The following is a 24,530-nucleotide window of genomic DNA, read 5'->3' on the forward strand; positions in this document are numbered from 1 at the left end:
TAGATTAAAGGAGCTCTCCTACTTTGTCCATAACCTTCATAGATATAATAACCTGCCCAAATTATTAATTAATCTAGGCAAGCAAATTAAAACATTAAAAGGTTAGATAATTTTCAATTGAAGAAATATTAGTTATCCAATAAACCTAGCGATTTTACCATTTCTCTTTCTTCACGTAGTTCATTTAGCGTAGCATCAAATCTACTACGGCCATAATCATTATGCTCAAGTCCTTCAACTACAGTTGATTTTCCTTGCTCTGTACGGCATGGAAAAGAGAAAATTAAATCTTTATCTACACCATACTCACCTTGCGAACTGCGGCACATAGAGTAAGAATCACTAGCATTGGTATCATTAATTAAATTACTCACACCTTGAATAACCGCATTTGCAGCAGAAGCAGCAGAAGAAAGGCCACGTGCTTTAAGAATGGCAGCGCCACGCTGTTGCACTATTGAAACAAAGGTATCTTTTAACCAGGCTTCGTCATTGATAACTGTAGCTGCTGATTGGCCATTAATTTTAGCATTGTAAAAATCAGGATATTGGGTTGATGAATGATTACCCCAAATAGTCATATTGGTAACTGAGGTAACATCAACATTAGCACGTTTTGCTAATTGTGTTTTTGCCCTTAATTCATCTAAGGTAGTCATAGCAAAAAAACGATCATTAGGAATATCTTTAGCATGATGCATGGCAATTAGGCAATTGGTATTACAGGGGTTACCAACCACAAATACGCGTACATCATCAGCAGCATTATCATTAATCGCTTGACCCTGTTTTGTAAAAATACCACCATTTATTTGGAGTAAATCTGATCGCTCCATACCTTGTTTACGTGGTACTGAGCCAACCAATAAAGCCCAATTAACACCATTCATTGCTTCATTTAAATCTGCAGTGCAAACAATACGCTTTAATAAAGGAAAGGCGCAGTCATCAAGTTCCATTGCTACACCATTTAAAGCAGGCAGTGCTTGCTCAAGTTCAAGTAGTTGCAATTCAACTTCAGTATTAGGACCAAACATTTGGCCTGAAGCAATACGAAATAATAAAGCATAGCCGATTTGGCCAGCACCGCCAGTTACGGCAACTTTAACTCGATTAGTCATTGTTTTTCCTTTCTAACCATTGTTTAATTAAAAATAACGCAGCAATACTGCGCGCTTCTGAAAAAGATGGCTCACTTAATAGCTTGTCATAATTAGCTAATGGCCATTCAATCACTTCAATAGGCTCAGGCTCATCACATGGTAACGAACTTAAGTAAAGATCGCGAGCTAACACTAATTCAGTATGGGATGTAAAATAGCCCGGGGATAATGTCATTGATTTTAGCCAATACAGTTCTTTTGCTGCAAAACCAACTTCTTCTTGTAATTCTCGATTAGCTGCCACTGTCGCCTCTTCACCCAGCTCAATAACGCCTTTAGGAAAGGCAAGTGTGTAATCATCAACACCTGCTCCATATTCCCGTACTAACAAAAGATTATCATCAGCAGTGATAGCAACAATTAAAACGGCTCCTGCACTATTCTGACCACCAACACGCTCATAAATACGCTCTTCACCATTTGAAAAATGTAACTGTAATTGTTCAATAGTAAATACTTGGGTTTTAGCTAATATTGTTCTTTTTTTACAAATAGGTTTTTGTCTTTTTTCTACTGTCACTTTTTCTCTTTTTTAAAATTAATTTAAAACTTAAGTCCCAATTAGGACAGCTAAGGCAACTCATGATACTATTGCAGCGTTTAACAAGCCAGTATCCTGTAAATGATGTTACCTACTTCGCTCTATATTCACATTCCTTGGTGTATTCGTAAGTGTCCTTATTGTGATTTTAATTCCCATAAAAGTCCGGAAACTTTACCTGAAAAAAATTATATCGATGCATTAATTGCTGATTTAAAAAATGACTTAACTTATTTCCCCAAGCGAGAAATAATCTCTATTTTTATTGGCGGTGGAACGCCTAGTTTATTTTCAGCAGATGCTTATAACGAATTATTTGAACAACTGCAATTATACTTGCCATTCGCGCCAGATATTGAAATTACCTTAGAAGCTAATCCAGGAACAGTAGAGCAAAAACGCTTTCAAGCATACAGGCAACTTGGGATTAATCGCTTATCACTCGGCATTCAAAGTTTCAATCCCGATCATTTACGTACCCTTGGGCGAATCCATAATGATAAACAAGCTCATCTTGCTATTGAAGCTGCAAGATTAGCTGGTTTTGAAAATATTAATATTGATCTAATGTATGGTTTGCCAAATCAAACAATAGAGCAAGGTATGGATGATTTACAACAAGCATTTAAATATCAGCCTGAACACCTTTCTTGGTATCAATTAACTATCGAACCTAATACTGTTTTCTATAAAAAACAGCCTAATTTACCCAACGAAGAGGTGACTGAAGAATTAGAGCAGACAGGGTTTCAGTTACTCAGTGAGCAAGGCTTAACACGTTACGAAATATCTGCCTTTAGCAAACATAACAAAACAGCACGCCATAATCTTAATTATTGGTTATTTGGCGATTATTATGGGATAGGTGCGGGTGCCCATGGTAAATTAACACTTAATACAGAACCTATTATTTACCGTACACAAAAATACCGGCAACCTAAAGATTATCTAGATATTGATAAAGTATTTTTAGTAGGTAAAGAAAAAGTAACAGCTGAGACTCTATTATTTGAATTTATGTTAAATACTACTCGCTTACAACAACCTATACCTAATAACCTTTTTACTGAAAGAACGGGCCTTCCATTTAATATTTTAGTAGCTAAATTACACGAAGCTGAAAGTAAAGGTTTAATTAAATTATCTAATGATTTTTGGCAAGTAAGTGAGCTTGGCCGACGTTATACTAATAATTTACAAGCCCTATTCTTGCCTGTTTAAACTTACTAAATTGATTATCGCCCTTCACAAATAATTAACTTTCACAGATAATAATACTCTTCTCTTTTTTTGAGCTTAAAAGATTATTTTTTCTTGCAAGATTTATACAAAAACTTGTGATAATCAGTGGATTAAATTAAATAGACTTCTTTAAAAACTCACGGCAAGAAGAGTTGAGTTTCCAAAGAAGTCTAATCATTGCTTGGAGGCATGATGCTAGGCTTTTTAATGTTTATAATTTTTGCTATTTTTGGTTATATCTGTGGCTCTTTTTGTTCAGCTATTATTGTAAGTCGACTTTTTTCCCTGCCTGATCCTCGATTAGAGGGCTCGTTAAATCCTGGCGCAACAAATGTTTTGCGCCTTGCTGGTAAGAAATACGCAGCTTTGGTTTTAGTTGGGGATATGCTTAAAGGCTTTATTCCCGTTATTTTAGCTAGATCGCTAGATTTAGGTCCTTTTATTACCAGCTTTACTTGTCTTGCGGCAGTGGTAGGACATATGTATCCAGTATTTTTTAAATTTCAGGGTGGCAAAGGCGTAGCTACCGCACTAGGTGGATTATTGGGGTTAAGTTTTGTGACCGGTATTGCAACGATAGTAATTTGGCTAATTGTTGCTAATTTCACTGGTTATGCCTCTTTAGCTTCTATAATCTCACTTATATTTGCACCTCTTTATAGTATTTTAGGCTTTGGTAGCGTGGATGTTTTTATCCCTTTATTCTTTATGACCTTTCTTATTATCTATAAACACCGTAATAACATTAATCGTTTAATTGATAGGGACGAGCCTAAATTAAGCTTTTCTAAACACCGCTTTAGTGATGTTACTGATGATATCGTCGTTGACGAACAAGTTAATCAGGCATTTGAAGAAGAAGAAAAGACAGCCGATACCATCGTAGAAGATGTATCTGCTACGGAGCCTACAGAAGAGCCAATCTATGCAACCGCAGATCAGCAAGAGGATAATATAACTTCAGAACCCCCAAGTGCTGCTGAGCAACCTATTATCACTGATCCTGCTACGCCTGAAACAGTAGAAACCTCGAAAAAAAAGAGAAAGAAGAGTGATAATAAACCGTCTTAGTAGACATTTTAAATGATTATTTTCGTGCAAGATGCGCCAAATACTTGGTGAAGGGTTGGATTTGAGTGCAGGTTGCACGAAAATGAGCGTGAAAAAGCGCAGCATAGTTATTATATGTGAGCATCCCTATATCTACATGGGGACAGGCTTTGAATGATTATTTTCGTGCAAGATGCGCCAAATACAGCCCTTCGGTGGTTGAGGCTGAGCAATTACCTTTAGGTTAACGGCCACCGTGCTTGTACATTAACTGCTAAATCTAAATCGCGTTTACCCTGCTCTAAATGTAAGCTACCAGCAAAGGCAACCATTGCGCCATTATCTGTGCAATACTCAATACGTGGAAAAAATACTTCGCCTTGATTATCTTTCATTAATGTTGTTAGTGCCGTACGCAAAGTACGATTTGCACCAACGCCCCCAGCCACCACTAATTGTTTTAAATTTGTTTGTTTCACAGCTCGACTACATTTAATAATTAAAGTATCTACAATAGCCTGTTGGAAAGCAAAGGCTATTGCGGCACGTGCTTGATCGTCTTGCTTGCTTTTTCGCCAAACAGTTAAAGCATGGGTTTTTAGGCCACTAAAACTAAACTCAAGACCAGGCCTATCTGTCATTGGTCGGGGAAAGGGTGGAAAGTCAGGTATTAATCCTTTGAGAGCAAAATCATCAGCTAGACTTGCAAGCAAGGCGCCACCTGGATAAGGAATGCCCATTAATTTTGCTATTTTATCGAAAGCCTCACCTACAGCATCATCTAAGGTATCGCCTAGTAATTGATAGTTACCTAAGCTTTTTGCTTCTATTAATTGGGTATGGCCACCAGAAACCAGTAATACTAAAAATGGAAAATGTAATGCCTTTGTCTCTAATAAAGCAGCTAATAAGTGTGCTTCTAAATGATGAATCGCGATGGCAGGTATACCTAAGCTAAATGCTAAGCTTTTAGCAAAGCATGCACCGACTAATAATGCTCCTACTAATCCTGGACCTGCCGTATAAGCAATCGCATTTAAATCGCTTTTCTTTAAATTTGCTTCTGCTAATGTTTGATTTATTAAAGGGATGAGCCATTTAATATGATCGCGTGATGCTAATTCAGGAACAACGCCACCATATTGTTGATGCATTTTAATTTGCGAATAGAGAGCTTGTGCGATTAGTCCTTTTTCTGAATCATAAATAGCTATACCTGTTTCATCACAGGAGGATTCAATTCCTAATACTCGCATTTCTACCTCTACTAATAACTAACTAAATACGTTATAATATACGAAGTCTTATCTACTAATAAGCTTATAATTTTAATCCTTCGCCGATTATATTGCTAAAATTTAAGCTTAAAGTTGCAAAAAGCACTCGCAATCTAACAATAACTTGACGAGTTTAACAAGTGGCACTAGAATTGCCAGCTTATTGTGTTTAATTATACCAGAGGACTAATTAATGCCCACCGTTCGTGTGAAAGAAGGTGAAAATCCAGAATACGCATTGCGTCGTTTTAAACGTTCTTGCGAAAAAGCAGGAATTTTGACTGAATTACGTCGTCGTGAATTTTATGAAAAGCCTACTGCTGAGCGTAAACGTAAACAAGCAGCTGCTGTTAAACGACACTTAAAGAAAATAGCACGTGACGTCTCTAATCAACGTAACTCTAAACGCAGACGAAAATAATTATGTCGATTAAAGATCGCATTAATAATGACCTCAAAGAAGCAATGCGTGCTAAAGATCAAAAATTGGTTGGTACGCTTCGCTTAATTACAGCTGCAATTAAACAAGTGGAAGTTGATGAGCGCATTACGGTTGCTGATGATCGTATGCTTGTCATTCTAGATAAACTTGCTAAACAGCGAAAAGAATCAATTTCTCAATTCAATAGTGCAGGTCGTGATGACTTAGTAGCTCAAGAACAATATGAGCTTGAGGTCATCTCTAAATATTTGCCTGAACCTTTATCAGAAACAGAAATTAATTCTTTGATTGATGAGGCCATTGCCAACAATGATGCGAAACATATCAGCGATATGGGAAAAGTGATGAACACACTTAAGCCCTCTCTCCAGGGCCGGGCTGATATGAGTAAAGTAAGTGCCCTCATAAAGGCTAGGTTGAGCTAACCATTTTATGTCCGGCTTAATACCGAGACCTTTTCTTGATGAATTACTTCATCGCACTGATTTAGTAGAATTGATTGATAGCTATGTGCCTCTAAAAAAGAGAGGTAATAGCTACACCGCTTGCTGCCCTTTTCATAACGAAAAAACACCTTCATTTAACGTGGTTGCTAAAAAACAGTTCTACCATTGCTTTGGTTGCGGTGCGAGTGGTAATGCCATTAGTTTTGTGATGGGTTATTTAAATCAAGGATTTATCGACGCTGTTGAAACGTTAGCTGCACGATTAGGTATGCAAGTACCCCGTGAGCAAAACCAGGAAAAAATCCAGCAATCTTTAAGTTTGTATCAACTTTTAACTAAAGTGAATCAATATTATCAAAAATCCTTAAAAAATGCGCCTACTGAAGTCATTGATTATTTACGTAATCGTGGCTTAACAGGTGAGATAGCCAAACAGTTTCAACTAGGCTACGCCCCTTCTGGTTGGCATACCCTAGAAAACGAATTTAAAGGTTACAAAGCTGATTTGATTACCACAGGCATGCTGGTCAAAAAAGAGGATAGCAAAACGTATGATCGTTACCGCCATCGAGTCATGTTTCCTATCCACGACAGAAACGGACGCATCATTGGTTTTGGCGGCAGAGCGATTGATAAAGAACAAAAACCTAAATATTTAAATTCACCTGAAACTATTATTTTTCAAAAAAACCGTGAATTATATGGCTTGCATCAAGTTTTGCAGCAAAAAGCGCCGATCAACACTGTTTTAATTGTTGAAGGTTATTTAGATGTAATTGCCCTTGCTCAATTTGGTATTTCAAACACTGTTGCAGCACTTGGAACAGCTGCAAGTAGCTATCACATTCAATTATTAAGTAAGCATACAAAACAGGTAATATTTTGTTTTGATGGTGATGAAGCGGGCAGACAAGCTGCCTGGCGCGCATTAGAAAATAGTTTACCTTTTCTAGATAATAATCTTGATGCACGTTTCGTTTTCCTACCAGAGGGGCATGATCCAGATAGCTTAATACGCAGTGAGGGTAAAGAAAAATTTTTAGAGCGCTTAAGCCATGCTATTCCTCTAAGCCAGTATTTTTTCGATACCTTAGCTGAAAATATTGATATGCAAAGTGTCGCTGGCAGAAGCCAATTAATTAGTGAGGCGAAGCCCTTTTTATCGATCATGCCAGAAAGCACTTATAAGCAATTATTATTAGATGAACTGGCCTTGCGTACCCGAATAGAAAATCATCGCTTAAGCCAATTATTAACAGCTGAATCAATACCGTCACCTAAGATTCAAACAACCATTCATCGCTCACCATTGCGTTTAGCGATTGCCCTACTATTACAGCATCCAGAAATTTATTCTGTCTGTAAAGATTACATTGATTTAGCAACCTTAGACACGGGGGAACAGCATTTACTACAACAATTAATAAAGCAAATTGCTGCCAATCCTAATACAAATACTGCTACACTAATTGAGCAGTGGCGTAATACCGCTGTTTTTGATTCATTTAATAAATTAGCGAGTTGGAAGCTTGAAATAGCAGAAAATGCCCTTAGTACTGAATTTATTGATATACTTAACTTTATGCAAAAACAAAATTTAGAGCATAGAATTAATGAATATATTGATAAATCCAGAAAACAAGGCTTAACTGAAACTGAACGATTACTCTTGCAAAAGTTGTTACAACAACGGCATCAAACAGCAACTGATAAAAAATAATACAATTTTTTACTGGCAAGTTTGGAGCTGCAGGTTTATAATCAAAAACTTTTTTTATATTTAATTACTCATCTGACTGATATTGCCTATGACTACAAACGAACAAGAGCAACAACGCTCCCAAATCACGAAAGTGATTAGTTTGGGTAGAGAACAAAACTACTTAACCTACGCCCAAATTAATGACTTATTACCTAATATTGTTGATACTGAGCATTTTGATGTCATTATTAGCATGTTAGAAGGCATGAATATTAAAGTATTTGAAACGCCTCCTAGCGATGATGAACTAGCCCTTTTAGGTAACACCGAGGAAGTACCTGAGGACGTTGAGGAAGCGGCAGCTGTTCTCGCTTCTGTGGACAAAGAAACAGGTCGAACGACAGATCCTGTTCGTATGTATATGCGTGAAATGGGTACTGTCGAATTATTAACTCGTGAGGGTGAAATTCGCATTGCCAAGCGAATTGAAGAAGGTATTTATCAAGTCCTTAAATCACTCGCACATTACCCTGAAACCGTCCAATTAGTTTTAGATGATTATGACAGCGTATTACGTGAAGAAATGCGCTTAAGTGAAATTATCAGCGGTTTCTCCGATAGTGATGAAGAAGCGCCTGCCTCAAGCATTGGTTCTATGTTAGATGAAGTCCAAGCGGACCCTGATATACTCGATGACGTGGCTTTAGATGAAGTCGAGGAAGATGAAGACGGCGAAGGTGGTATTACTGAGGCAGATGATGGCCCTAATCCTGAGCAAGCCAAGATTTATTTTGATGAATTACGTGAAGCTTATGAAAAAGCCATGCTTGCCTTGCGAGCCAAAGGACGTCATAACGCTGACACAGTCGAATTACTCGAAGCGATGTCAGAGTCCTTTTTAAAGCTAAAATTAACCTCACGGCAAGTAGATAAATTAACTCGGCATTTTCGCCAGCTACGTAATCATATTCGTGAATTTGAGCGCAATATTATGCGTCTGTGTATTGAAAGAGCGCGCATCCCACGTAAACTCTTTATCGATACATTTCCTGGTCAAGAAACAGATCCAAAATGGCTTGATACCATTATTGCTAAACATGGCAAAAAATTAGATCTAACCCGGATTGAAGACTACCAGGATGAAATAAAACGTATTCAAGCAAAGCTTGCTTCCTTTGAAGAAGAATATGGTCTAACAATTAGCGAAATCAAAGACATTAATAAGAAAATGTCTATTGGAGAAGCGAAAGCTAGACGTGCTAAAAAGGAAATGGTCGAAGCAAATTTACGCCTCGTTATTTCTATTGCCAAAAAATACACTAACCGCGGTCTGCAGTTCTTAGATCTAATTCAAGAAGGCAATATTGGCTTAATGAAGGCAGTTGATAAATTTGAATACCGCCGTGGCTATAAGTTTTCTACTTACGCTACTTGGTGGATTCGCCAAGCTATCACCCGTTCTATTGCCGATCAAGCGCGTACTATTCGCATACCTGTGCATATGATAGAAACGATTAATAAACTTAATCGCATCTCTCGCCAAATTTTGCAAGAAACAGGTCGCGAAGCAATGCCTGAAGAGCTTGCTGAGAAAATGGACTTAAGTGAAGATAAAATTCGCAAAGTCTTAAAAATTGCTAAAGAGCCCATCTCTATGGAAACGCCCGTAGGCGATGATGATGACTCTCATTTAGGTGACTTTATTGAAGACAATAATATTGACTCACCAATTGACATGGCAACAGCAGAAGGCTTACGCGAAGCAACCTTAGAAATCTTAGAAACACTGACTCCGCGAGAAGCGAAAGTACTACGTATGCGTTTTGGTATCGAAATGAATACGGATCACACGCTCGAAGAAGTGGGTAAACAATTTGATGTAACACGTGAACGTATTCGCCAGATTGAAGCAAAAGCCCTAAGAAAACTACGCCACCCTTCTCGCTCAGAGAAGTTACGCAGCTTCTTAGAAGGAGACGATGATTAATCATCGCCCTCCTCTGGTTAGCCTTAAATGCAATTTGCAAAAAGGCTAACCAGAGCACCTTTTTTAATAATTTAATGTAAAATTATTATGGTTTTCTTCTAAATTTAAGATTACAATACACCTTCTTTCGGGGCCCATAGCTCAGTTGGTCAGAGCAGCGGACTCATAATCCGTTGGTCCTAGGTTCAAGTCCTAGTGGGCCCACCAATAAAATCAATTAGTTACGAGTAATCTCAAGAAAATTATGACCTCCATGGGACACTCACGGGGCAATTGGAAATAACAAATACCAATCACTCACAACTATTCAGTATTACCTTTGCTCATCATCTAAACCATATTGATGCCTTCTCAGTGCTTCATCTTCTGATATACGTTGTTTTTCTGCCTCAATTTGCCTCTTAAGCATTACTATGTAATTTTTAGCGAAAAGAACGACTTCACGATTTTGATCGTCTAACCACATTTCGATTTCTTTCCTTCTCTCTTCATAGATAAATATAAAACCTTCTGCACCCTCAACAACTCCCGTTGATTGCATAGCAATGGCTACAGCATTAAGTAAATCCTCGTTGCTATTCGCAACCTTGATCAACTCTTTGCATATTGGATATATGGACTTATTACCGTCATAACCACGTAATATATCGGCAATAAAAAAGAGAGTAAGGTCACCACCCTTATTCACAAGCTGAATCAGTGATTTTTCAAAAGCAGGTTGCTCTTCAAGTTTTGGAAAAATTAAATTTAATAACCTCGCAGCATTATAAGTAAACAATCTATCGTCAAATTTCTTATAGGATAGAATCAATTTAATTATCTGCTCTGGAACCTTAGAAAGAGGCTCAGAAAGCGAGCTAAATTGAAATGGAAGAGCCTCAAATCTATCATCAGACTTCTCCTGAGGCAGAATGATTCGTTCACAGAAGAATCGCACTATCCTTTGAGGGACATGTTCAGCAATGGGTAATAAGATCTCTTCAGCTTCATGACCAATATTTTTTAGCCAAAGTAGATTTGTTAAAATAACATCATAGTTACCTTCATTCATTTTATGGAATACACTGACATACTCTTTACTGAACCACAAATCAAATATCCAGTTTGGATATCGTAGTTCTGTGCATTTCTCAATAGCAGGTATCATAACTTCATTAATAAGTTTATTATCACTGTTTGTATGTTGTGCAGCTGAAGTAACAATTATTTGACTTAAAAAATGAGTATTTTCTGATGGCTTAGCTTTATCAAATAATTTTTTTAGAGTAGATATTTTAAAGCTGGTGGTAAATTGTAAGAACCTTGCAACAGCAAGAAAAAAAATACCATCTCTAATCCAAGAGGAAATAAGACTAGAAAGCACATTTTTTTTAGGGCTTTGCTCAACTCCTCGTAGAATTGGAACAATAAACCATTCAAGTTCTTCGGGAAACTCTGATAGCAGTTGTATCGCGATTTCAGACGATTCTTTTCCCAAACACTCTAAGAACTTCCCAAAATAAGGAAAAGTCGCCATATCATTTGAGCGAATAGCAGCATATTGAAAAATACGGCCTTTCCAGGCTTCATAATTTTGGTCATTAATATCTCGAACAAGCTCAATAATCTTTTCTTCCCTTATTTTTCTTTCCTGTTCAAAATGCTCTTTTTTTCGTTCTCCTTCCCAGTCATGAAAAATACTTTCAAACCCAATGAGTACACGAAATATTTGAAATTCCTCATTATCATCCAGTTTCTTTTTCACTACTAATCCCGCTTTTTTTATATCGGGACTCAAGCTCCCTAAATGATAGTAAAGCCAGTAGGCATCATGCTCTATAGTCTGTAGTACTTGGAGGTCTTCTGATTCAACAATACAGTCACTCATAAATTGCAGAACAAACGTTGTATTACATATTATCATTTGTTCTATTTGTTTGGTTCGTTGGGAGGCACTAGAAAACCTTGTGGCTGTTAGCATCACATCCAATAATTTTTTTTTGGTCTCAGGATTAGCCAGTTCGAAGTAAATTTCTTTTAAAAGTTTTAAAGCATTTTGCCGTAATTTGATTAGACCTTCTTCTGGGGGTACCGACGCTGTTTTAAGTGTGACAGTATCGTATCCCCACGAAGCTCCTTTAATTGAAGGAGATAGAATTTTTTGAATACACGAAAAAATAGTATTTAAATATATTTTCCATTCCTTTTTAGAAAAAGATTGAATTTTTTCAACAGTTTTTTCTTGTGGCCACCATCCTAAACCATGAAACTCTTTTCCATCACCAGAAAAGACTTCTAAATTATATTGAGCAATGGCTTCAAGCCCTCTAGTTGCTTGCTTCCTAACCTCTTCATCTTCATGAATAGTATATTCAAAAAGAATATTTAGAATTTTTTCAATGTCATGATAACGTACAGTTTCTAAGGCATTAAATATTTGAATGATTAATTTTTCCTTAGTGTATATGCTTTTAAAACCATCTAATGAAATATTAGAAATTTCTGTATAACTTAACTCAATGGAATTTAAGCGAGGAAGGAGTTCAAGATATATTGACACAACCTCTTTAGGAAAGAGCCGGGCTATAATCTTTAGGATTGCAATTTGTTCTGATATAGCATCGAATTCAATACTCGATTTTAACTCTCCATCAGCTTTTTTAAGCTCACTTTTAATTGCATTAAGAGCACGCGGGTCTTTATTTGCCTTAGTAATAAGAAAACCAATAATTTTCTTTTTTTGTTTAAGATCCATGATTACTCTTACTCCAACATTCCAATGATTTCATCCATCACTCTTTTACTAGCAGCATGACAAACTTCTTTATTCCCAACAATATAATGTGTTCCAAGATCTTTAATATAAGGATTAGGCTCTCCTGAAAGCATTACTGCACAAGCTTCTACACGTTTAGAGTCGTACCCTCTTGAACTTACCATGGTTAAGAGAGTCTCATGGGTTGGGGCATCTAATGCTACTAAATAGCCTAATAGTCGCAAATAAATTTCACTATCTTGTATAAGAACCGTTTTTGTTAAGAGCTTATCAAGAGGTCCCATTTCAATTTCATCATTCACTAATATCACTTGCTGTTGAGGCTGAACTACTGGCTCGTCGACAACTTCGAGTTCTTCTTTCCGCAAGATTTCAATTAATTCATTCAATTTAATAGAGGTATAACCTAATTCACTGAGATATTTGGACAATGCACCATCAGTAGAAATACAGTATTTTAATTCAAATGCATTGTGTTCAGGATCATTCAGTGCGTTTTTCGCACCTTCAAATACCCAAGCATCAGGTAAATCTTCTTTATTTTTTATTTTCTGAAAAGGAGGAGCCCCCGTGAAATATCCATTCCAAGTTGAAGGAATATGTTCGTCTTTTGCAGGATATATTTTAATTTTGTTTGATTTTAAGAAATCTTGAAGTAAATATTCTACTTTATCACGCACATAGGCCTCGTTCTCGAACTCAGCATATAATGGTTCTAAAATTAACTTTTGAGAAAAGAAATTTTGCCTACAATGATAAATCTGCTGGTCTCTCATATCTTTTAAGAATTTAGTGAGGTGCTTGATTTTTTGGCTTTTCCATTCTTCAATACATATCCAAGAAGTGCATAATTTCAAACCATCATTTTTGGCACGTTTCCATACTTCATCATAAAGGTTATCGTTAGGTTTGTAATTTGTGAAAAAACCAGTATCTAAGAAAATTAGACAATTCCCTAATAATGGCATATCAACCCCGATTATTAAAAGATTTTTAGTCCGAGATAAAATAAAACCCAATTGCTCTAATTTGTTAATTTAATACACAAATTGAAATTAAGAAATATTGAGTCTTTTAAATCACTGTCCACTAGTGCCCCAGGGCTTCTTGTATACAAATATATTACTATTTATCATAATCTTATCATAAATTATTAGGGGATTAACTATTATGTTTAGTCTTGTACAGTGTGGCTTGTATTGATTTATAGCTATTAAAATGGTAAGTATTGAACAAAGTAGCGGGAAAGATGGTAAGATTAGCTTTGCGATCAAGTAAGGTCGATGCTCTTAGGTAAGGATGATAATAAAATTCAATTTTAATACCTAACTCTAATTATTTTCTACATTCAAACACAATGCTCATATCATCCTTTTTCGGAGAAGCAGACCGATCGAAGGCTTTAACCAGACGCAAATTACTAAATCCAATTGAATCTAACAAATTAACTAAAAATGCGGGCTCATTATAAAGGCGAATCTTATAATCTTCAATTTCTGTCTGGATAACTTGATTACCCTCAACCAGTTCATATTTAGCAATTGCGCAGCAGATTTCATCCTCCAGTGCAATAAGTTGGCTCATTAAAATAATTTTACCATCTACTAAGGGCCATCTAGAGCCATGCCAAATACCTAGCTCCTTGCCAATAGCAGTTGAAGTTTCCACTTCAAATACAAAAAGACCGTTTGGCTCTAAATGATCGTAAATTAATTTTACTGTGTCTTGAATAATTTGAGGCTCAGTTATTAAGCCAAATGAACCAGTAGGAATAAAAATTAATTTATATTTTTCTTTTCTTTCTAGCTCTTCTATAAACCCTTTCCAAACAGTAGGTTTAAGATTTTTAGATGCTGCTTTCTCATGTAATTTTTTTAACATAGACTCGCTTGCATCAAAACCATAAATATCGAATCCCTCTTCAAATAAAGGCAATAAAAAACGACCTGTACCACACATTGGTTCTAAAATAGGGCCTCCTGCCTCTATAGCATAGCTTCGATAAAACTGATAAGCATCTAGTGTTATATTGGGCTTGCTTAGCTCATAGACTTCTGTGCAAAGGTCAAGGTAAGTGCTGGGATTCTTCTGAGTCATTTTATCATCCAGATAAGTCTATATTGATGTTTCTTTATATTAACTGGGCCACTTCTTTTAACTAGGTCCACTAATTTAGTTAGCGTATCAAGATAAAAACAAATATCAATATGTTTCTTTGTTTATATAACGCTCTTAAAAGACTAATAAAATAATCAACTTATCGAGAATTCATCCTTTACCTGAAAATTAGATAACTCTTTTTACAAAAGAGCTTTTTAACTAAGCCACTGATTTTTAATAGATTTGTTTAAATATAATCCTTCTGGGAAATTTTATTGACAATAAGTCAGATATAAGTAGAATTCCAAACTGGTGCTGTACAACATTAAGGAAGATGAATAATAAAAACAGTGATAATCTAATCAGTATCGGTGGTGAAACATGTTATATGAATTATTTAAGCATAAGTCGATGAAAATGCTTAATAAGCATCCCTTTAATCAGCTACATTCCCGTGATCAAATAATTACTTTATTTCCCCATTTTCTAGGAATTTCTCTAGCTTTCCCCTATATACAGGCAGGTTCTCAATTATCACTTATTCTTGATTCTATAAAATCTAATCACGATATCCCTTCTCATGTAGAAATGACAAGTGTTGTGGGTAACTTTCTCTGTTGGGATGAAACAGGAGGCCAGTACATAATTGAGAGATTCGGTAAAGCTGGACTTCAGAATATATTAGATACAAAAAAATGGTTCCATTCTAACTTGTTAAGGCATGATATTGAGACTCTAACTGGCAAAGCTGTTACTCCTGATTTTTCAGAGCCAACTCGTAGTTATTTACTATCGCTTATTGACGGCTTAAGTAATAGAGATGCTGTGATTAGATGTGCTTATATGGTTGCATTTGAAATGCATGCCCATACAATTATTGAATCTTTATGGGCTGGAATTAGAAGAAATTTTAATCACAATTCTAACGAATTAATTTATTTTAAAACTCACGTAGGTGAGGATGATCCAGCTGAAGCCTACCATATTGAAATGGTACATAAAATGTTAGAACTAGTAGTTGGTAAAGAAGAAGAAGATAAATTTCAACACCATGCCATGACAGCGCTATATGAAAGCTTAAATTGGAGTGCTTCAATTTCAAAAGTATCTGGTTGGCGTAACCTAGAACATTAATTATTTATAAATAAGCTTTAAGGATAGAGTAATATGCAAATGAGTTATTGTAGAAAAAGAGTAAGAACCTCATACCCTCTTCTTAAATTAACTCTTATTCTTTTTACATATATTTCACTTATTCTAGTACGCTCCCATAGCCTACTAATTAGTCTATTCATTGCTTTAGCGTTAGGATTTATTTTAGCTGGAGGTTTGAATTTAGCTCATGAATGCCTGCATCAGACATATCTAAAAAATAGGCTTATTAATATGTATGTTGGGAGATTCTTTACAAGCCTATTGTTAATAAATTTTACCATCTATAAAGAACATCACTTACAACATCATAAGTATGTTGGAACTGAGAAAGATACAGAAACAAAAATTCAATTCAAATCATTAACACAATATCTTTATTTTATGACAGGGCTTCCCGTAGCCTTTGCAAAAATCTCAAAAACTTTAAAAGTCTTATGGCAAGTTTACCCTTATTATCTTAATAGCCCAAGTAAGAAAAGGAGGGCGATGTTAGATACCCTATTTATCTGCTTCCTCTTGATTTTATTTTCTATTTTTACCAGCTTATTCCCACTTACCATGCTTAACTACTATTGGCTTCCGCTGTCCTTCTCATATATGTGGATCTTATTTTTTGGCTTACCAGAGCATTTAGACTGTAATCCAGTCGCAAATTTCTATTCAGAGTCAAGAAGTATTTTATCTAATCATTTAGTACGCCTTTTTCTATGGAACGGAAACTTTCATGCAGAGCATCATCTGCATCCTGGCCTTGCTGGCTCAAGCTTACAGCAAATATTTAAAAAAAATTCCGATTCTGTTCTTTATCAAGAAAAGTCATACCTCCATTGGCATATTAGGCTGATAAAAAAATTAATTAATATTAGCAATACAGGAAAAATGAACTCATGCCAAAATTGTTGATAGGAAATGTATATAGTGAAGCTGTGGTTGGCGATGTTTCTAAGCTGCCAATTTTTACTCGTCAAGCAGCAGCTGTTTACGCAAAAAGATTAGCTTGGCTGTTAGAAGAAGATGACCTCTTAATACTTCCATCCATGCCCTCTAAATATATGATTGACTATATTTCTCATATTAAGAATAAAAACATTACATCAAAAAACTTTTTTCCTTTAATGGCTTCTTCGAATAACTCTAGCATCTTAACTAGTGAAGTCCTCCTTAACGATAAACTAATTTGTGAGCTTAAAGCTCATATTTCTGATAAAACGTGGGAACTAATTCCTTATATATTTAGTTCTTCTATTGTTTGCTTTTCTAATGAATTAGGTTTGTCATACGATAAGTTTCAAACGCCTAGTTTTATGAACCAATCTGGCATTAATTTGCTTAATAGTAAAGCTACTTTTAGAGCTTTGGCTGCGCCCTATATTACCATCGCCCCTGGAAATATATGTCGTTCTGTGAAAGAGCTGTATTACGTCATGCGTCAACAAATAAATAATGTGGGTGCGATTATCATCAAAAAGGATTTTGCAGCTAATGGTGAAGGAAATATCGCGATCACTTTATCTGACCGTTTAAGTTATGCTGGAGTCAGAGAAGTTCTAAAGTTAGGTAGCATAAAAGATATTACTTATGAATTATCAGAAAAGCTATGGTACAGCTTAGTTGATTCATTAGGAAACAATCTAATTGTAGTGGAATCATACCTTCCCTCTAAGCACACCCTGTATGCAGAATATTATATTGGAAAAAAAATAGAAGATTGCCAGCTTAAAAACTATGGCATTGTTCGAATGGACGAAACTGAAGATGCCAAAGGAAAAGACATAGTAAATTGGATCGGATTTCAGATCCCAGGTAATTTACCTTCCAATGTAACCCAGCAATTTTTAGATGGTTGCGAAATTTTAAAGCAACTTTTGTTAAACTTTGGGTATGTTGGGCTTATTAATTTCGATGCAATAGTTACTGAAGATAACAAAGTCTTATTTACCGAGATTAATGGTCGTTTAGGCGGATGCTCACACATACAACCTATCGCAGAAAAATTGTTAGGCTCAAATTATTTAAATACACATTGCATTTTAACTCGTAATCATGTCGCTACTTGTGATTTATCGCATGCTATTAACTTGGCTGAAAAACTCTCAACAACTAATCACTCAGGAATAGTTATTATGAATGAGGATATCGATAACTGGGGGATTATTGATTATATGGTGTATGCAAAATCGGAGTCTTATGCTGTTACGCTTGAACAAGAGTTCTTAAATTTACTGTTAAATTAAGATTTTTTATGTGACTAAAATTTTTTATGGGAAATGAACTATGTCATTTGCTACATTCAATAAACCTTGGGTAGATAATTTTCTCTCTCACGCAGCGAATATCGAGAGCCATAGTTCTATTCAAAAGGTTAGTAATTTTTTAAAAAATTATGGCGCGAAATATCCAACTTTTCCGATACCTCTAATTATGGAAAAATATGTCTACGAAGAGCTTTGTGAGGCTAGTAAATTATTAATTCAAGCACAAACTAGAATTCTTAGTTTTTTATTGTCTACATACCCTCAAGATCACATTCTAGAAATGTTTGACTTACCTAAAGAGGCAAAGGTTTTTATTGATTGGGATGAGTTAAAAGTAGGCAATAAAATTATTGCTAGACCTGATATTATTCCTTCAAATCAAGGCTACAAATTTTGTGAACTAAATATTGAATCATCACTTGGAGGTATTAAGTTTTTTGATTGTTTTAGTAGTTATTTTAGCGCAATAGGAGGTGATATCAGCACCTATTCCTCGCCAAGGAAAATTATAGCTAAATATTTACATAAATTAGTTTTAGAGAACAAATTTGAGAGAGTAATTATTTTTTCTTTAAAGAAATATTTATTAGAAGGAAGCGGCACAGTAAAAAGTCTTTTAGACAGTGTAAAAGAAACTATTTCTGAGGTCCCTATCTCTATCGCCACAGAAGAAGACTATCCTGAAGAGTTCCTCAACTTAAATGCTGGAAAGAAAACCCTTATTTATCGACTTGCCCTATATGATGATTTAAATTGTCATTCATTATTTTTAAAAATGTTTGCTAGCGGCGCTACTATTATTAATACTTTTGAAACAGAGATTCGAAGTAATAAAAAATGGTTTGCTTTATTTTATGATAAACAATATCAGTCAATATTAACCGAAGCAGAGCGTCAAGCCATATTAAAATACGTCCCTTACACAATATCCATTCGTCAAGATAATATTAGCTATCTTATAGAGAATAAGAATAACTTTGTGTTTAAAGCTAATCGCTCTTATGGTGGAGAAGCTGTATGCGTAGGTTCAGAACACAACGACAATTATGTAGCAACCACTTTAAAGAATATGAAAGGCGGAACAGCTCAGGAATATATTCAATGTGAAGTGATTGACTTGCCAGATAATGAAAAATTCGAACGAATAGAAAATAAAATAGTCTTAGGTTTATTTCAACTATTAGATCAATTTGCGGGCCTGGTGGTAAGAGGTTCAATTGAAGATAGTATTGTCAATGTAACACACGGGGCCAAAGTTGGCTGGGCTTTTCCCCTTTCATTACAAGAAAGAGACGCGTTGATGCTAGAGATTGGCGAAAAAGCTCAGTCTTTAGTTGAAGTATAATTTATAATTGGCTGTAAAAATGAAGTACTGTATTTTTGATCTAAACGACATTGTAAAAATAAAAGAATGGGGTAAATTTTTTTCTAATTCCCCTAAAGATCCCTATGTACAGGAAGGATTTAGATATAAAAGTATTTCATGGCATTGTGGAGAAGACAAAAACTTTAAGCTTTTACCTCACTATCCTCTTTTCCAAGAAAAAAAATACAATCAGATTCATGGAAATATTGTTAGAGATTACTCGCCAATTGACAATGAGCTACATCAAAGAGAGGACTTTTATAATCTCCTTTATAAATTCTCAACTATATGTCGACTAAAAAGCGAGGAAGTTATTTTAGTACAATTGCAACGAATAGATTGCCATTCTAATCAACAAGGTTTAACTGCTCTAGAAGGATTTCATAGGGACGGAATAGATTGGTTAGGAATTTTTGTGGTTTCAAGAACGAATATAACGGGTGCAAAAACCCAAGTTAAAGATAGTTTAGGCCAAATTATATTTGATAAAATTATCCCAGAAGGAAATTTATTAATTCTTAGTGATACTGAAGTTCTTCATTATTCTACCCCAATAGTCCCTAGCATAAACGCGAATTATGGTTATAGAGATGTTGTTCTCATTACCGCTTGCTCCAAAAATTTAATAGGTCATAACCCAGCCTCAACAAACATAAGAAGAGAAAATGAAATTATTTGCTGATAAAGTTGTAATTATTACGGGTGCTGGTAGAGGGATAGGCTGCCAAGCTGCAATTAATTTTGCCCAAAATGGTGCAAATCTAGTACTTAATGACATCGATAGTTCTCGATTGAAACAAACAGTAGAAGTCATTAGTCCTTTTGATCCTTCGTTTGTGGAGGCACCAGGAAATGTAGCTAATTCGGCTGATTGTAATAAAATAATTAATTTAGCCCTAGAAAAGTTTAATAGAATAGATATTTTAATTAATAACGCTGCTATAGCACCCTTGACTCGGCCTTTAGAGCTCATTGATGATGCTGAGTGGAATGATACTATTTGCATAGATTTAAATAGTGTTTTTTATTGTATGCGCGCGGTGCTGCCTCATATGAAATTAAATAAATATGGAAAGATTATAAATGTTTCATCATCTGCCGGGCGCTCTATCAGTACCTTTGCAGGCGCACACTATACTGCAGCTAAAGCGGGTATTTTAGGCCTTACTCGTCACGCTGCTTTTGAATACGCTCCATATAATATTAATATCAATGCAATTGCTCCTGGCACAATTGATACCGAATTATTACGTGACTCGGCAACGTTAGAAAAAATTAATATGGAATCAGAAAAAATTCCAATGCGGCGATTAGGTACTACTGATGATATTTACAATTTAATTTCTTTTCTCGCATCAGATCAATCCTCATATATAAATGGAGCTACTATCGATATAAACGGAGCTGATCTTTTATTATAAAGTTTTTAAACTTAATTCTAGATCTTTAAGAATATTATCCGTTGATTCTAAACCAACACTTAATCGTATTGCAATTCTACCTAAATATTCACCAAAATTGATAGTAGAAGCTGATGCTAAAGTTTCATATCCGCCCCATCCCCAACCTAATTTTATTATTTTTAATTTATTTAAGAAGTTCGGATAATTTTTTTCGATTGCCCTTTTAAAGAAAAAGGTTAATACTCCACCTGCACCTTTAAAATGTTTACTCCAAACCTGGTAATTTTCATCTGATAATAAAGCCGCATAAAAAACTTTTTCAACTGCAGTATGATTTGTTAGCCAGGTTGCAATTTTTAAAGCACTATCAAAATGTTGTCTCATTCTTAGCTCAAGTGTCTTTAATCCTCTAATAGCAAGGCTTAAGTCATCAGCGCCCGCATATTGTCCCAATGCTCTACTTGTATTTTGAATTTCTTGAAATAAATTCAAATTAGCTACAGTAATACAACCCATAATAGAATCTGAATGGCCAGCTATGTATTTAGAAGTACTATGAACAACGATATCTGCTCCATATTTTAAGGGATTAAAAAATAAAGGCGTCGCCCAAGTGTTATCTACTAAAATATAAGTCTTATCTGATTTTTTTTTAATGGATAATAAATTAAAAAAATTTGCCCCATAGCTTCCTGGAAGATCGATATATACTAAGACGGTGCTTGGTAAAATTTTCTCATTGATTTTCGTTATATCTGTACCTGAAAATTTCTCGACTATAACGCCAAATTTCTTAAGTACTTCATCACAGAACCGCAGTGCTGCAGGAAAAGAAGATTCACCAATCAGTACATGAGAGCCTGGATAAGTAAGTGCAAGAAGTATAGTAGAAATCGCAGCCAGCCCAGAGCAAGTAACAATAGTACCCGCGCCACCTTCAAGTTCGGTCATTGCTTTACAAAAAGCATCAGCAGTCGGCGTCCCCCATCTTCCATAAACATAAGGCACGTTTTCATCGCTCATTGCTTCATAGCTATCGAAAAAAACGGTCGATCCTCGATAGATAGGAGGACTAGCAAATTGCCAACTGCTTTGTACTATATTGCTTAGATTAGGTTGGTGATATTCTACTTCATCATCACTCATTAAACTGCACTACAACTTAAGTAAAAATTAAATTAACTTACTTTATCGATCTATTCTGTAAGCTTGTGTTTACCAGCAGCTATGCTTTCTTCCCAGTTTTGCCCATCAAACTCTACATATTCAATGTGCTCTGCTTGATCTAACTCAAGGCACCGAGCATTTACACTAAAGTACCCTGTCGGATGAGAACGCGGCCTATAAAAAGGCATTATTCCACATACTACACAAAAAGTGTGATCAGCAATGCAGTTCCCAAATCTATAGGGCTTTAAAAATTCTTGACCGCAATGCAATTTGAAGTGTTCTTCCTTAACCATTAACTCTTGGTGACCCGATTTAAAACAAATACCACAGTTACAGAGTGTGATTGTTAAATTACGAGTAGCCGAAGCTTCAAATTTAACATTACCACAATGGCATTGCCCTACATACCATACTCTTTCTTTCTTTTCTTCAATTACCTGCGTTTTATCTTTCATACAACTTCCTATAAAACTGATTAAACTGTATTGCGTCGAGGCGAGCGACTTTGATACTCATCTTTTAAACTATTAATTACCTCAGCAATAGGCTTAGTACCGACAAGATTATTAGCTGCTCTTACGCTTAAAGTACCCTCTGTCAGCTCCTTATCCCCAACTACAATAATGTAATTAATTTGTTTAAGCTGGGCTTTACGCACTTTCTTATTAATTGATTCATTATCAAAATCAACTTCTGCTCGTAATCCAGCTTCTAAAAATTGCTCTAATACGCTCTCAGCATAATTATGATGGCTCTCGGCGACAGGCAATATTGTTACTTGAATAGGTGCTAGCCAGAGCGGAAACTTACCAGCATAATGTTCAATAAGAATGCCAAAAAACCGTTCTACTGATCCATAAATCACACGATGAATCATAACAGGACGTTGTTTTTCACCATTCGCGTCAATGTAATTTAAATCAAATCGCTCTGGTAAATTTAAGTCCAGCTGAATGGTTCCACATTGCCAAGTTCTACCGATTGCATCTCGGATATGAATATCAATTTTAGGCCCATAAAATGCACCATCACCTTCATTGAGCCTATAAGTATAGCCGCAGCGATTTAAAGATTCGATTAAACCATCTGTTGCCAATTGCCATTGTTCATCAGTTCCAATGGATTGCTCAGGCCTTGTCGATAACTCTAAGTGATAATCTAATCCAAACAATTTATACATCGATGTTGCTAATGATAAAACCTTGTGAATTTCATCAGCAATATCTGTAGGTTTCATAAAAATATGAGCATCATCTTGGTGAAAGCAACGCACTCGGAATAAACCAGATAGTGCACCGCTAAACTCATGTCGATGCACTACGCCTACTTCAGCAATACGTAGAGGAAGCTGACGATAAGAATACATATCTTCTTTATAAAACAACATGCCGCCAGGGCAATTCATAGGCTTTAAAACACTGGTTTTTTCATCAACTACACTAAGGTACATATTTTCTCGATAAAAATCCCAATGACCTGATGTTTCCCATAATTCGTGAGACATAAGTATTGGCGTTTTAATCTGCTTATAGCCTTCTCTATCATGCTGTTCCTGCCAATATCGCATCAATTCATTCCAAACAATCATCCCTTTAGGATGGATAAAAGGCATACCGGGCCCTTCTTTATGAAAAGAAAACAAACCAAGTTGTTTGCCAATGACACGATGATCACGCTTTGCTGCTTCTTCTAAGAAATTCAAATGGGACTTTAATAATTTTTTATCTGGAAAAGAAATTCCGTAGATCCGAGTCAATTGCGGATTATTCTTATCACCACGCCAATAAGCGCCAGAAGTTTTCATGAGCTTGAATGCTTGTACTATCCCGAGATGAGGAATATGCGGGCCCCTACATAAGTCAATAAATTCACCTTGAGAATAAGCGCTTAAACCCTCATCTAGTTTTTCAATCATTTCAATTTTAAAAGGGTTATGGTTAAACACCCTTTTTGCTTCTTCTTTATCAGAATATTCAATACGTTTAGGCTCAAATCGTTCTTGAATAATTTTTTGAACTTCAGCCTCAATTTGTGGAAAGTCATCAGCAGAAATCGACAAATCAGCAAAATCGTAATAAAAACCTGATTCAATGGCGGGCCCTATAGTAGGCTTTGCTTCAGGATATAAACGCGCTATCGCTTGAGCAAGTAAATGCGCTGAAGAATGCCAGAATATTTCCTTACCTTCTGGATCATCAAAAGTCAGTACTTGAATCGTATCACCGTCTTGAAGCTCAGTATTAAGATCTTTAAATATATCATTTACCTTAAGCGCTACAGCCTGATGACCATTAAGAGATTTTTTTACTTGGCGCGCCAAATCAAAGCCCTTTGCTCCAACCTCTATCTCAATGGCGCTTCCATCCATTAAATTTATCTGCATATATTTCTCTTTTGATCCAACTTCTGTTTCAATGACACTTCCATCCATTAAATTTGTTTGCATATATTTCTCTTTAACATCATGTAGGTTATC

The 24,530-nt window shown here is 35.6% G+C and carries 21 protein-coding genes and 1 tRNA gene; 13 read left to right on the forward strand and 9 right to left on the reverse strand.

The features are described 5' to 3' along the window. Positions 1 to 128 precede the first annotated feature (128 nt). Both E1P04_RS01465 and nudE read right to left on the reverse strand, forming a co-directional pair. Positions 129 to 1,121, reverse strand: coding sequence for a malate dehydrogenase (locus tag E1P04_RS01465; RefSeq protein WP_131781156.1), 993 nt, complete (start codon positions 1,119 to 1,121; stop codon positions 129 to 131). Continuing rightward, positions 1,114 to 1,683, reverse strand: a complete 570-nt coding sequence (gene nudE / locus E1P04_RS01470) for an ADP compounds hydrolase NudE (RefSeq protein ID WP_131781157.1) — start codon at positions 1,681 to 1,683, stop codon at positions 1,114 to 1,116. Before nudE ends, E1P04_RS01465 begins: the two co-directional genes overlap by 8 nt. 105 nt (positions 1,684 to 1,788) lie before the next feature. On the opposite strand from nudE, the gene hemW reads away from it, so the two are divergent. Together hemW and plsY are read left to right on the forward strand one after the other, a co-directional pair. Continuing rightward, positions 1,789 to 2,925: a radical SAM family heme chaperone HemW gene (gene hemW, locus E1P04_RS01475; RefSeq protein WP_165482650.1), complete on the forward strand. Its 1,137-nt coding sequence runs from the start codon at positions 1,789 to 1,791 to the stop codon at positions 2,923 to 2,925. Between the two features lie 228 nt (positions 2,926 to 3,153). After that, positions 3,154 to 4,017 carry a glycerol-3-phosphate 1-O-acyltransferase PlsY gene (gene plsY / locus E1P04_RS01480; RefSeq protein WP_207385967.1) on the forward strand — a complete coding sequence of 288 codons (864 nt, stop codon included), beginning with the start codon at positions 3,154 to 3,156 and terminating at the stop codon, positions 4,015 to 4,017. A gap of 218 nt (positions 4,018 to 4,235) precedes the next feature. Here plsY and tsaD read toward each other — a convergent pair whose 3' ends face one another. Continuing rightward, on the reverse strand, positions 4,236 to 5,252 hold the full coding sequence (gene tsaD, locus E1P04_RS01485) for a tRNA (adenosine(37)-N6)-threonylcarbamoyltransferase complex transferase subunit TsaD (protein ID WP_131781160.1): 1,017 nt from the start codon (positions 5,250 to 5,252) through the stop codon (positions 4,236 to 4,238). A gap of 214 nt (positions 5,253 to 5,466) precedes the next feature. On the opposite strand from tsaD, the gene rpsU reads away from it, so the two are divergent. The 5 genes from rpsU to E1P04_RS01510 all read left to right on the forward strand — a co-directional run bounded on the left by rpsU (position 5,467) and on the right by E1P04_RS01510 (position 10,057). Then, a complete protein-coding gene (gene rpsU, locus E1P04_RS01490) occupies positions 5,467 to 5,694 on the forward strand; it encodes a 30S ribosomal protein S21 (RefSeq protein ID WP_131781161.1) in 228 nt (75 codons plus the stop codon). Positions 5,695 to 5,696: 2 nt separating this feature from the next. Next, positions 5,697 to 6,140 carry a GatB/YqeY domain-containing protein gene (locus E1P04_RS01495; RefSeq protein WP_131781162.1) on the forward strand — a complete coding sequence of 148 codons (444 nt, stop codon included), beginning with the start codon at positions 5,697 to 5,699 and terminating at the stop codon, positions 6,138 to 6,140. Positions 6,141 to 6,147: 7 nt separating this feature from the next. Next, positions 6,148 to 7,881, forward strand: a complete 1,734-nt coding sequence (dnaG, locus tag E1P04_RS01500) for a DNA primase (protein ID WP_131781163.1) — start codon at positions 6,148 to 6,150, stop codon at positions 7,879 to 7,881. Between the two features lie 88 nt (positions 7,882 to 7,969). Beyond that, the gene (rpoD, locus tag E1P04_RS01505) at positions 7,970 to 9,850 is read left to right on the forward strand and encodes an RNA polymerase sigma factor RpoD (RefSeq protein WP_131781164.1); all 1,881 of its coding nucleotides are present in this window, start codon (positions 7,970 to 7,972) and stop codon (positions 9,848 to 9,850) included. A 130-nt stretch (positions 9,851 to 9,980) separates the two neighbouring features. After that, positions 9,981 to 10,057 (forward strand) — tRNA-Ile (locus E1P04_RS01510). Positions 10,058 to 10,163: 106 nt separating this feature from the next. Here E1P04_RS01510 and E1P04_RS01515 read toward each other — a convergent pair. From E1P04_RS01515 to E1P04_RS01525, 3 genes are all read right to left on the reverse strand, one after another. Further along, positions 10,164 to 12,584 (reverse strand): hypothetical protein, encoded by a 2,421-nt coding sequence (locus E1P04_RS01515; RefSeq protein ID WP_115330202.1) that lies wholly within the window; start codon positions 12,582 to 12,584, stop codon positions 10,164 to 10,166. Between the two features lie 8 nt (positions 12,585 to 12,592). Then, complete coding sequence (locus E1P04_RS01520; RefSeq protein ID WP_131781165.1) at positions 12,593 to 13,573, reverse strand: PIN domain-containing protein; 981 nt, start codon at positions 13,571 to 13,573, stop codon at positions 12,593 to 12,595. Between the two features lie 367 nt (positions 13,574 to 13,940). Continuing rightward, positions 13,941 to 14,702 carry a class I SAM-dependent DNA methyltransferase gene (locus tag E1P04_RS01525; protein WP_115330200.1) on the reverse strand — a complete coding sequence of 254 codons (762 nt, stop codon included), beginning with the start codon at positions 14,700 to 14,702 and terminating at the stop codon, positions 13,941 to 13,943. Between the two features lie 414 nt (positions 14,703 to 15,116). Here E1P04_RS01525 and E1P04_RS01530 point away from each other — a divergent pair, with 414 nt between their 5' ends. Genes E1P04_RS01530 through E1P04_RS01555 form a run of 6 tightly spaced genes read left to right on the forward strand, consistent with a single transcriptional unit; the run spans position 15,117 to position 20,902 of the window. After that, the gene (locus E1P04_RS01530) at positions 15,117 to 15,839 is read left to right on the forward strand and encodes a hypothetical protein (protein ID WP_115330199.1); all 723 of its coding nucleotides are present in this window, start codon (positions 15,117 to 15,119) and stop codon (positions 15,837 to 15,839) included. Positions 15,840 to 15,872: 33 nt separating this feature from the next. Next, positions 15,873 to 16,763: a fatty acid desaturase family protein gene (locus E1P04_RS01535; protein ID WP_115330198.1), complete on the forward strand. Its 891-nt coding sequence runs from the start codon at positions 15,873 to 15,875 to the stop codon at positions 16,761 to 16,763. Next, on the forward strand, positions 16,748 to 18,094 hold the full coding sequence (locus E1P04_RS01540; protein ID WP_131781166.1) for a preATP grasp domain-containing protein: 1,347 nt from the start codon (positions 16,748 to 16,750) through the stop codon (positions 18,092 to 18,094). Before E1P04_RS01535 ends, E1P04_RS01540 begins: the two co-directional genes overlap by 16 nt. A gap of 40 nt (positions 18,095 to 18,134) precedes the next feature. Further along, complete coding sequence (locus E1P04_RS01545; RefSeq protein ID WP_131781167.1) at positions 18,135 to 19,460, forward strand: hypothetical protein; 1,326 nt, start codon at positions 18,135 to 18,137, stop codon at positions 19,458 to 19,460. A gap of 19 nt (positions 19,461 to 19,479) precedes the next feature. Beyond that, positions 19,480 to 20,163 carry a 2OG-Fe dioxygenase family protein gene (locus E1P04_RS01550; protein ID WP_115330195.1) on the forward strand — a complete coding sequence of 228 codons (684 nt, stop codon included), beginning with the start codon at positions 19,480 to 19,482 and terminating at the stop codon, positions 20,161 to 20,163. After that, positions 20,147 to 20,902 (forward strand): SDR family NAD(P)-dependent oxidoreductase, encoded by a 756-nt coding sequence (locus E1P04_RS01555; RefSeq protein ID WP_115330194.1) that lies wholly within the window; start codon positions 20,147 to 20,149, stop codon positions 20,900 to 20,902. Before E1P04_RS01550 ends, E1P04_RS01555 begins: the two co-directional genes overlap by 17 nt. Here E1P04_RS01555 and E1P04_RS01560 read toward each other — a convergent pair. Genes E1P04_RS01560 through thrS form a run of 3 tightly spaced genes read right to left on the reverse strand, consistent with a single transcriptional unit; the run spans position 20,897 to position 24,500 of the window. After that, on the reverse strand, positions 20,897 to 22,030 hold the full coding sequence (locus E1P04_RS01560) for a trans-sulfuration enzyme family protein (RefSeq protein WP_131781168.1): 1,134 nt from the start codon (positions 22,028 to 22,030) through the stop codon (positions 20,897 to 20,899). The two genes, E1P04_RS01555 and E1P04_RS01560, sit on opposite strands and share 6 nt — an antisense overlap. A 50-nt stretch (positions 22,031 to 22,080) precedes the next feature. Next, complete coding sequence (locus E1P04_RS01565) at positions 22,081 to 22,509, reverse strand: GFA family protein (protein WP_115330192.1); 429 nt, start codon at positions 22,507 to 22,509, stop codon at positions 22,081 to 22,083. Positions 22,510 to 22,529: 20 nt separating this feature from the next. Then, positions 22,530 to 24,500 carry a threonine--tRNA ligase gene (gene thrS, locus E1P04_RS01570; RefSeq protein WP_207385968.1) on the reverse strand — a complete coding sequence of 657 codons (1,971 nt, stop codon included), beginning with the start codon at positions 24,498 to 24,500 and terminating at the stop codon, positions 22,530 to 22,532. Positions 24,501 to 24,530 lie beyond the last annotated feature (30 nt).

It is taken from the genome of Legionella gresilensis, from assembly GCF_900639865.1.
Classification (GTDB): domain Bacteria; phylum Pseudomonadota; class Gammaproteobacteria; order Legionellales; family Legionellaceae; genus Legionella_C; species Legionella_C gresilensis.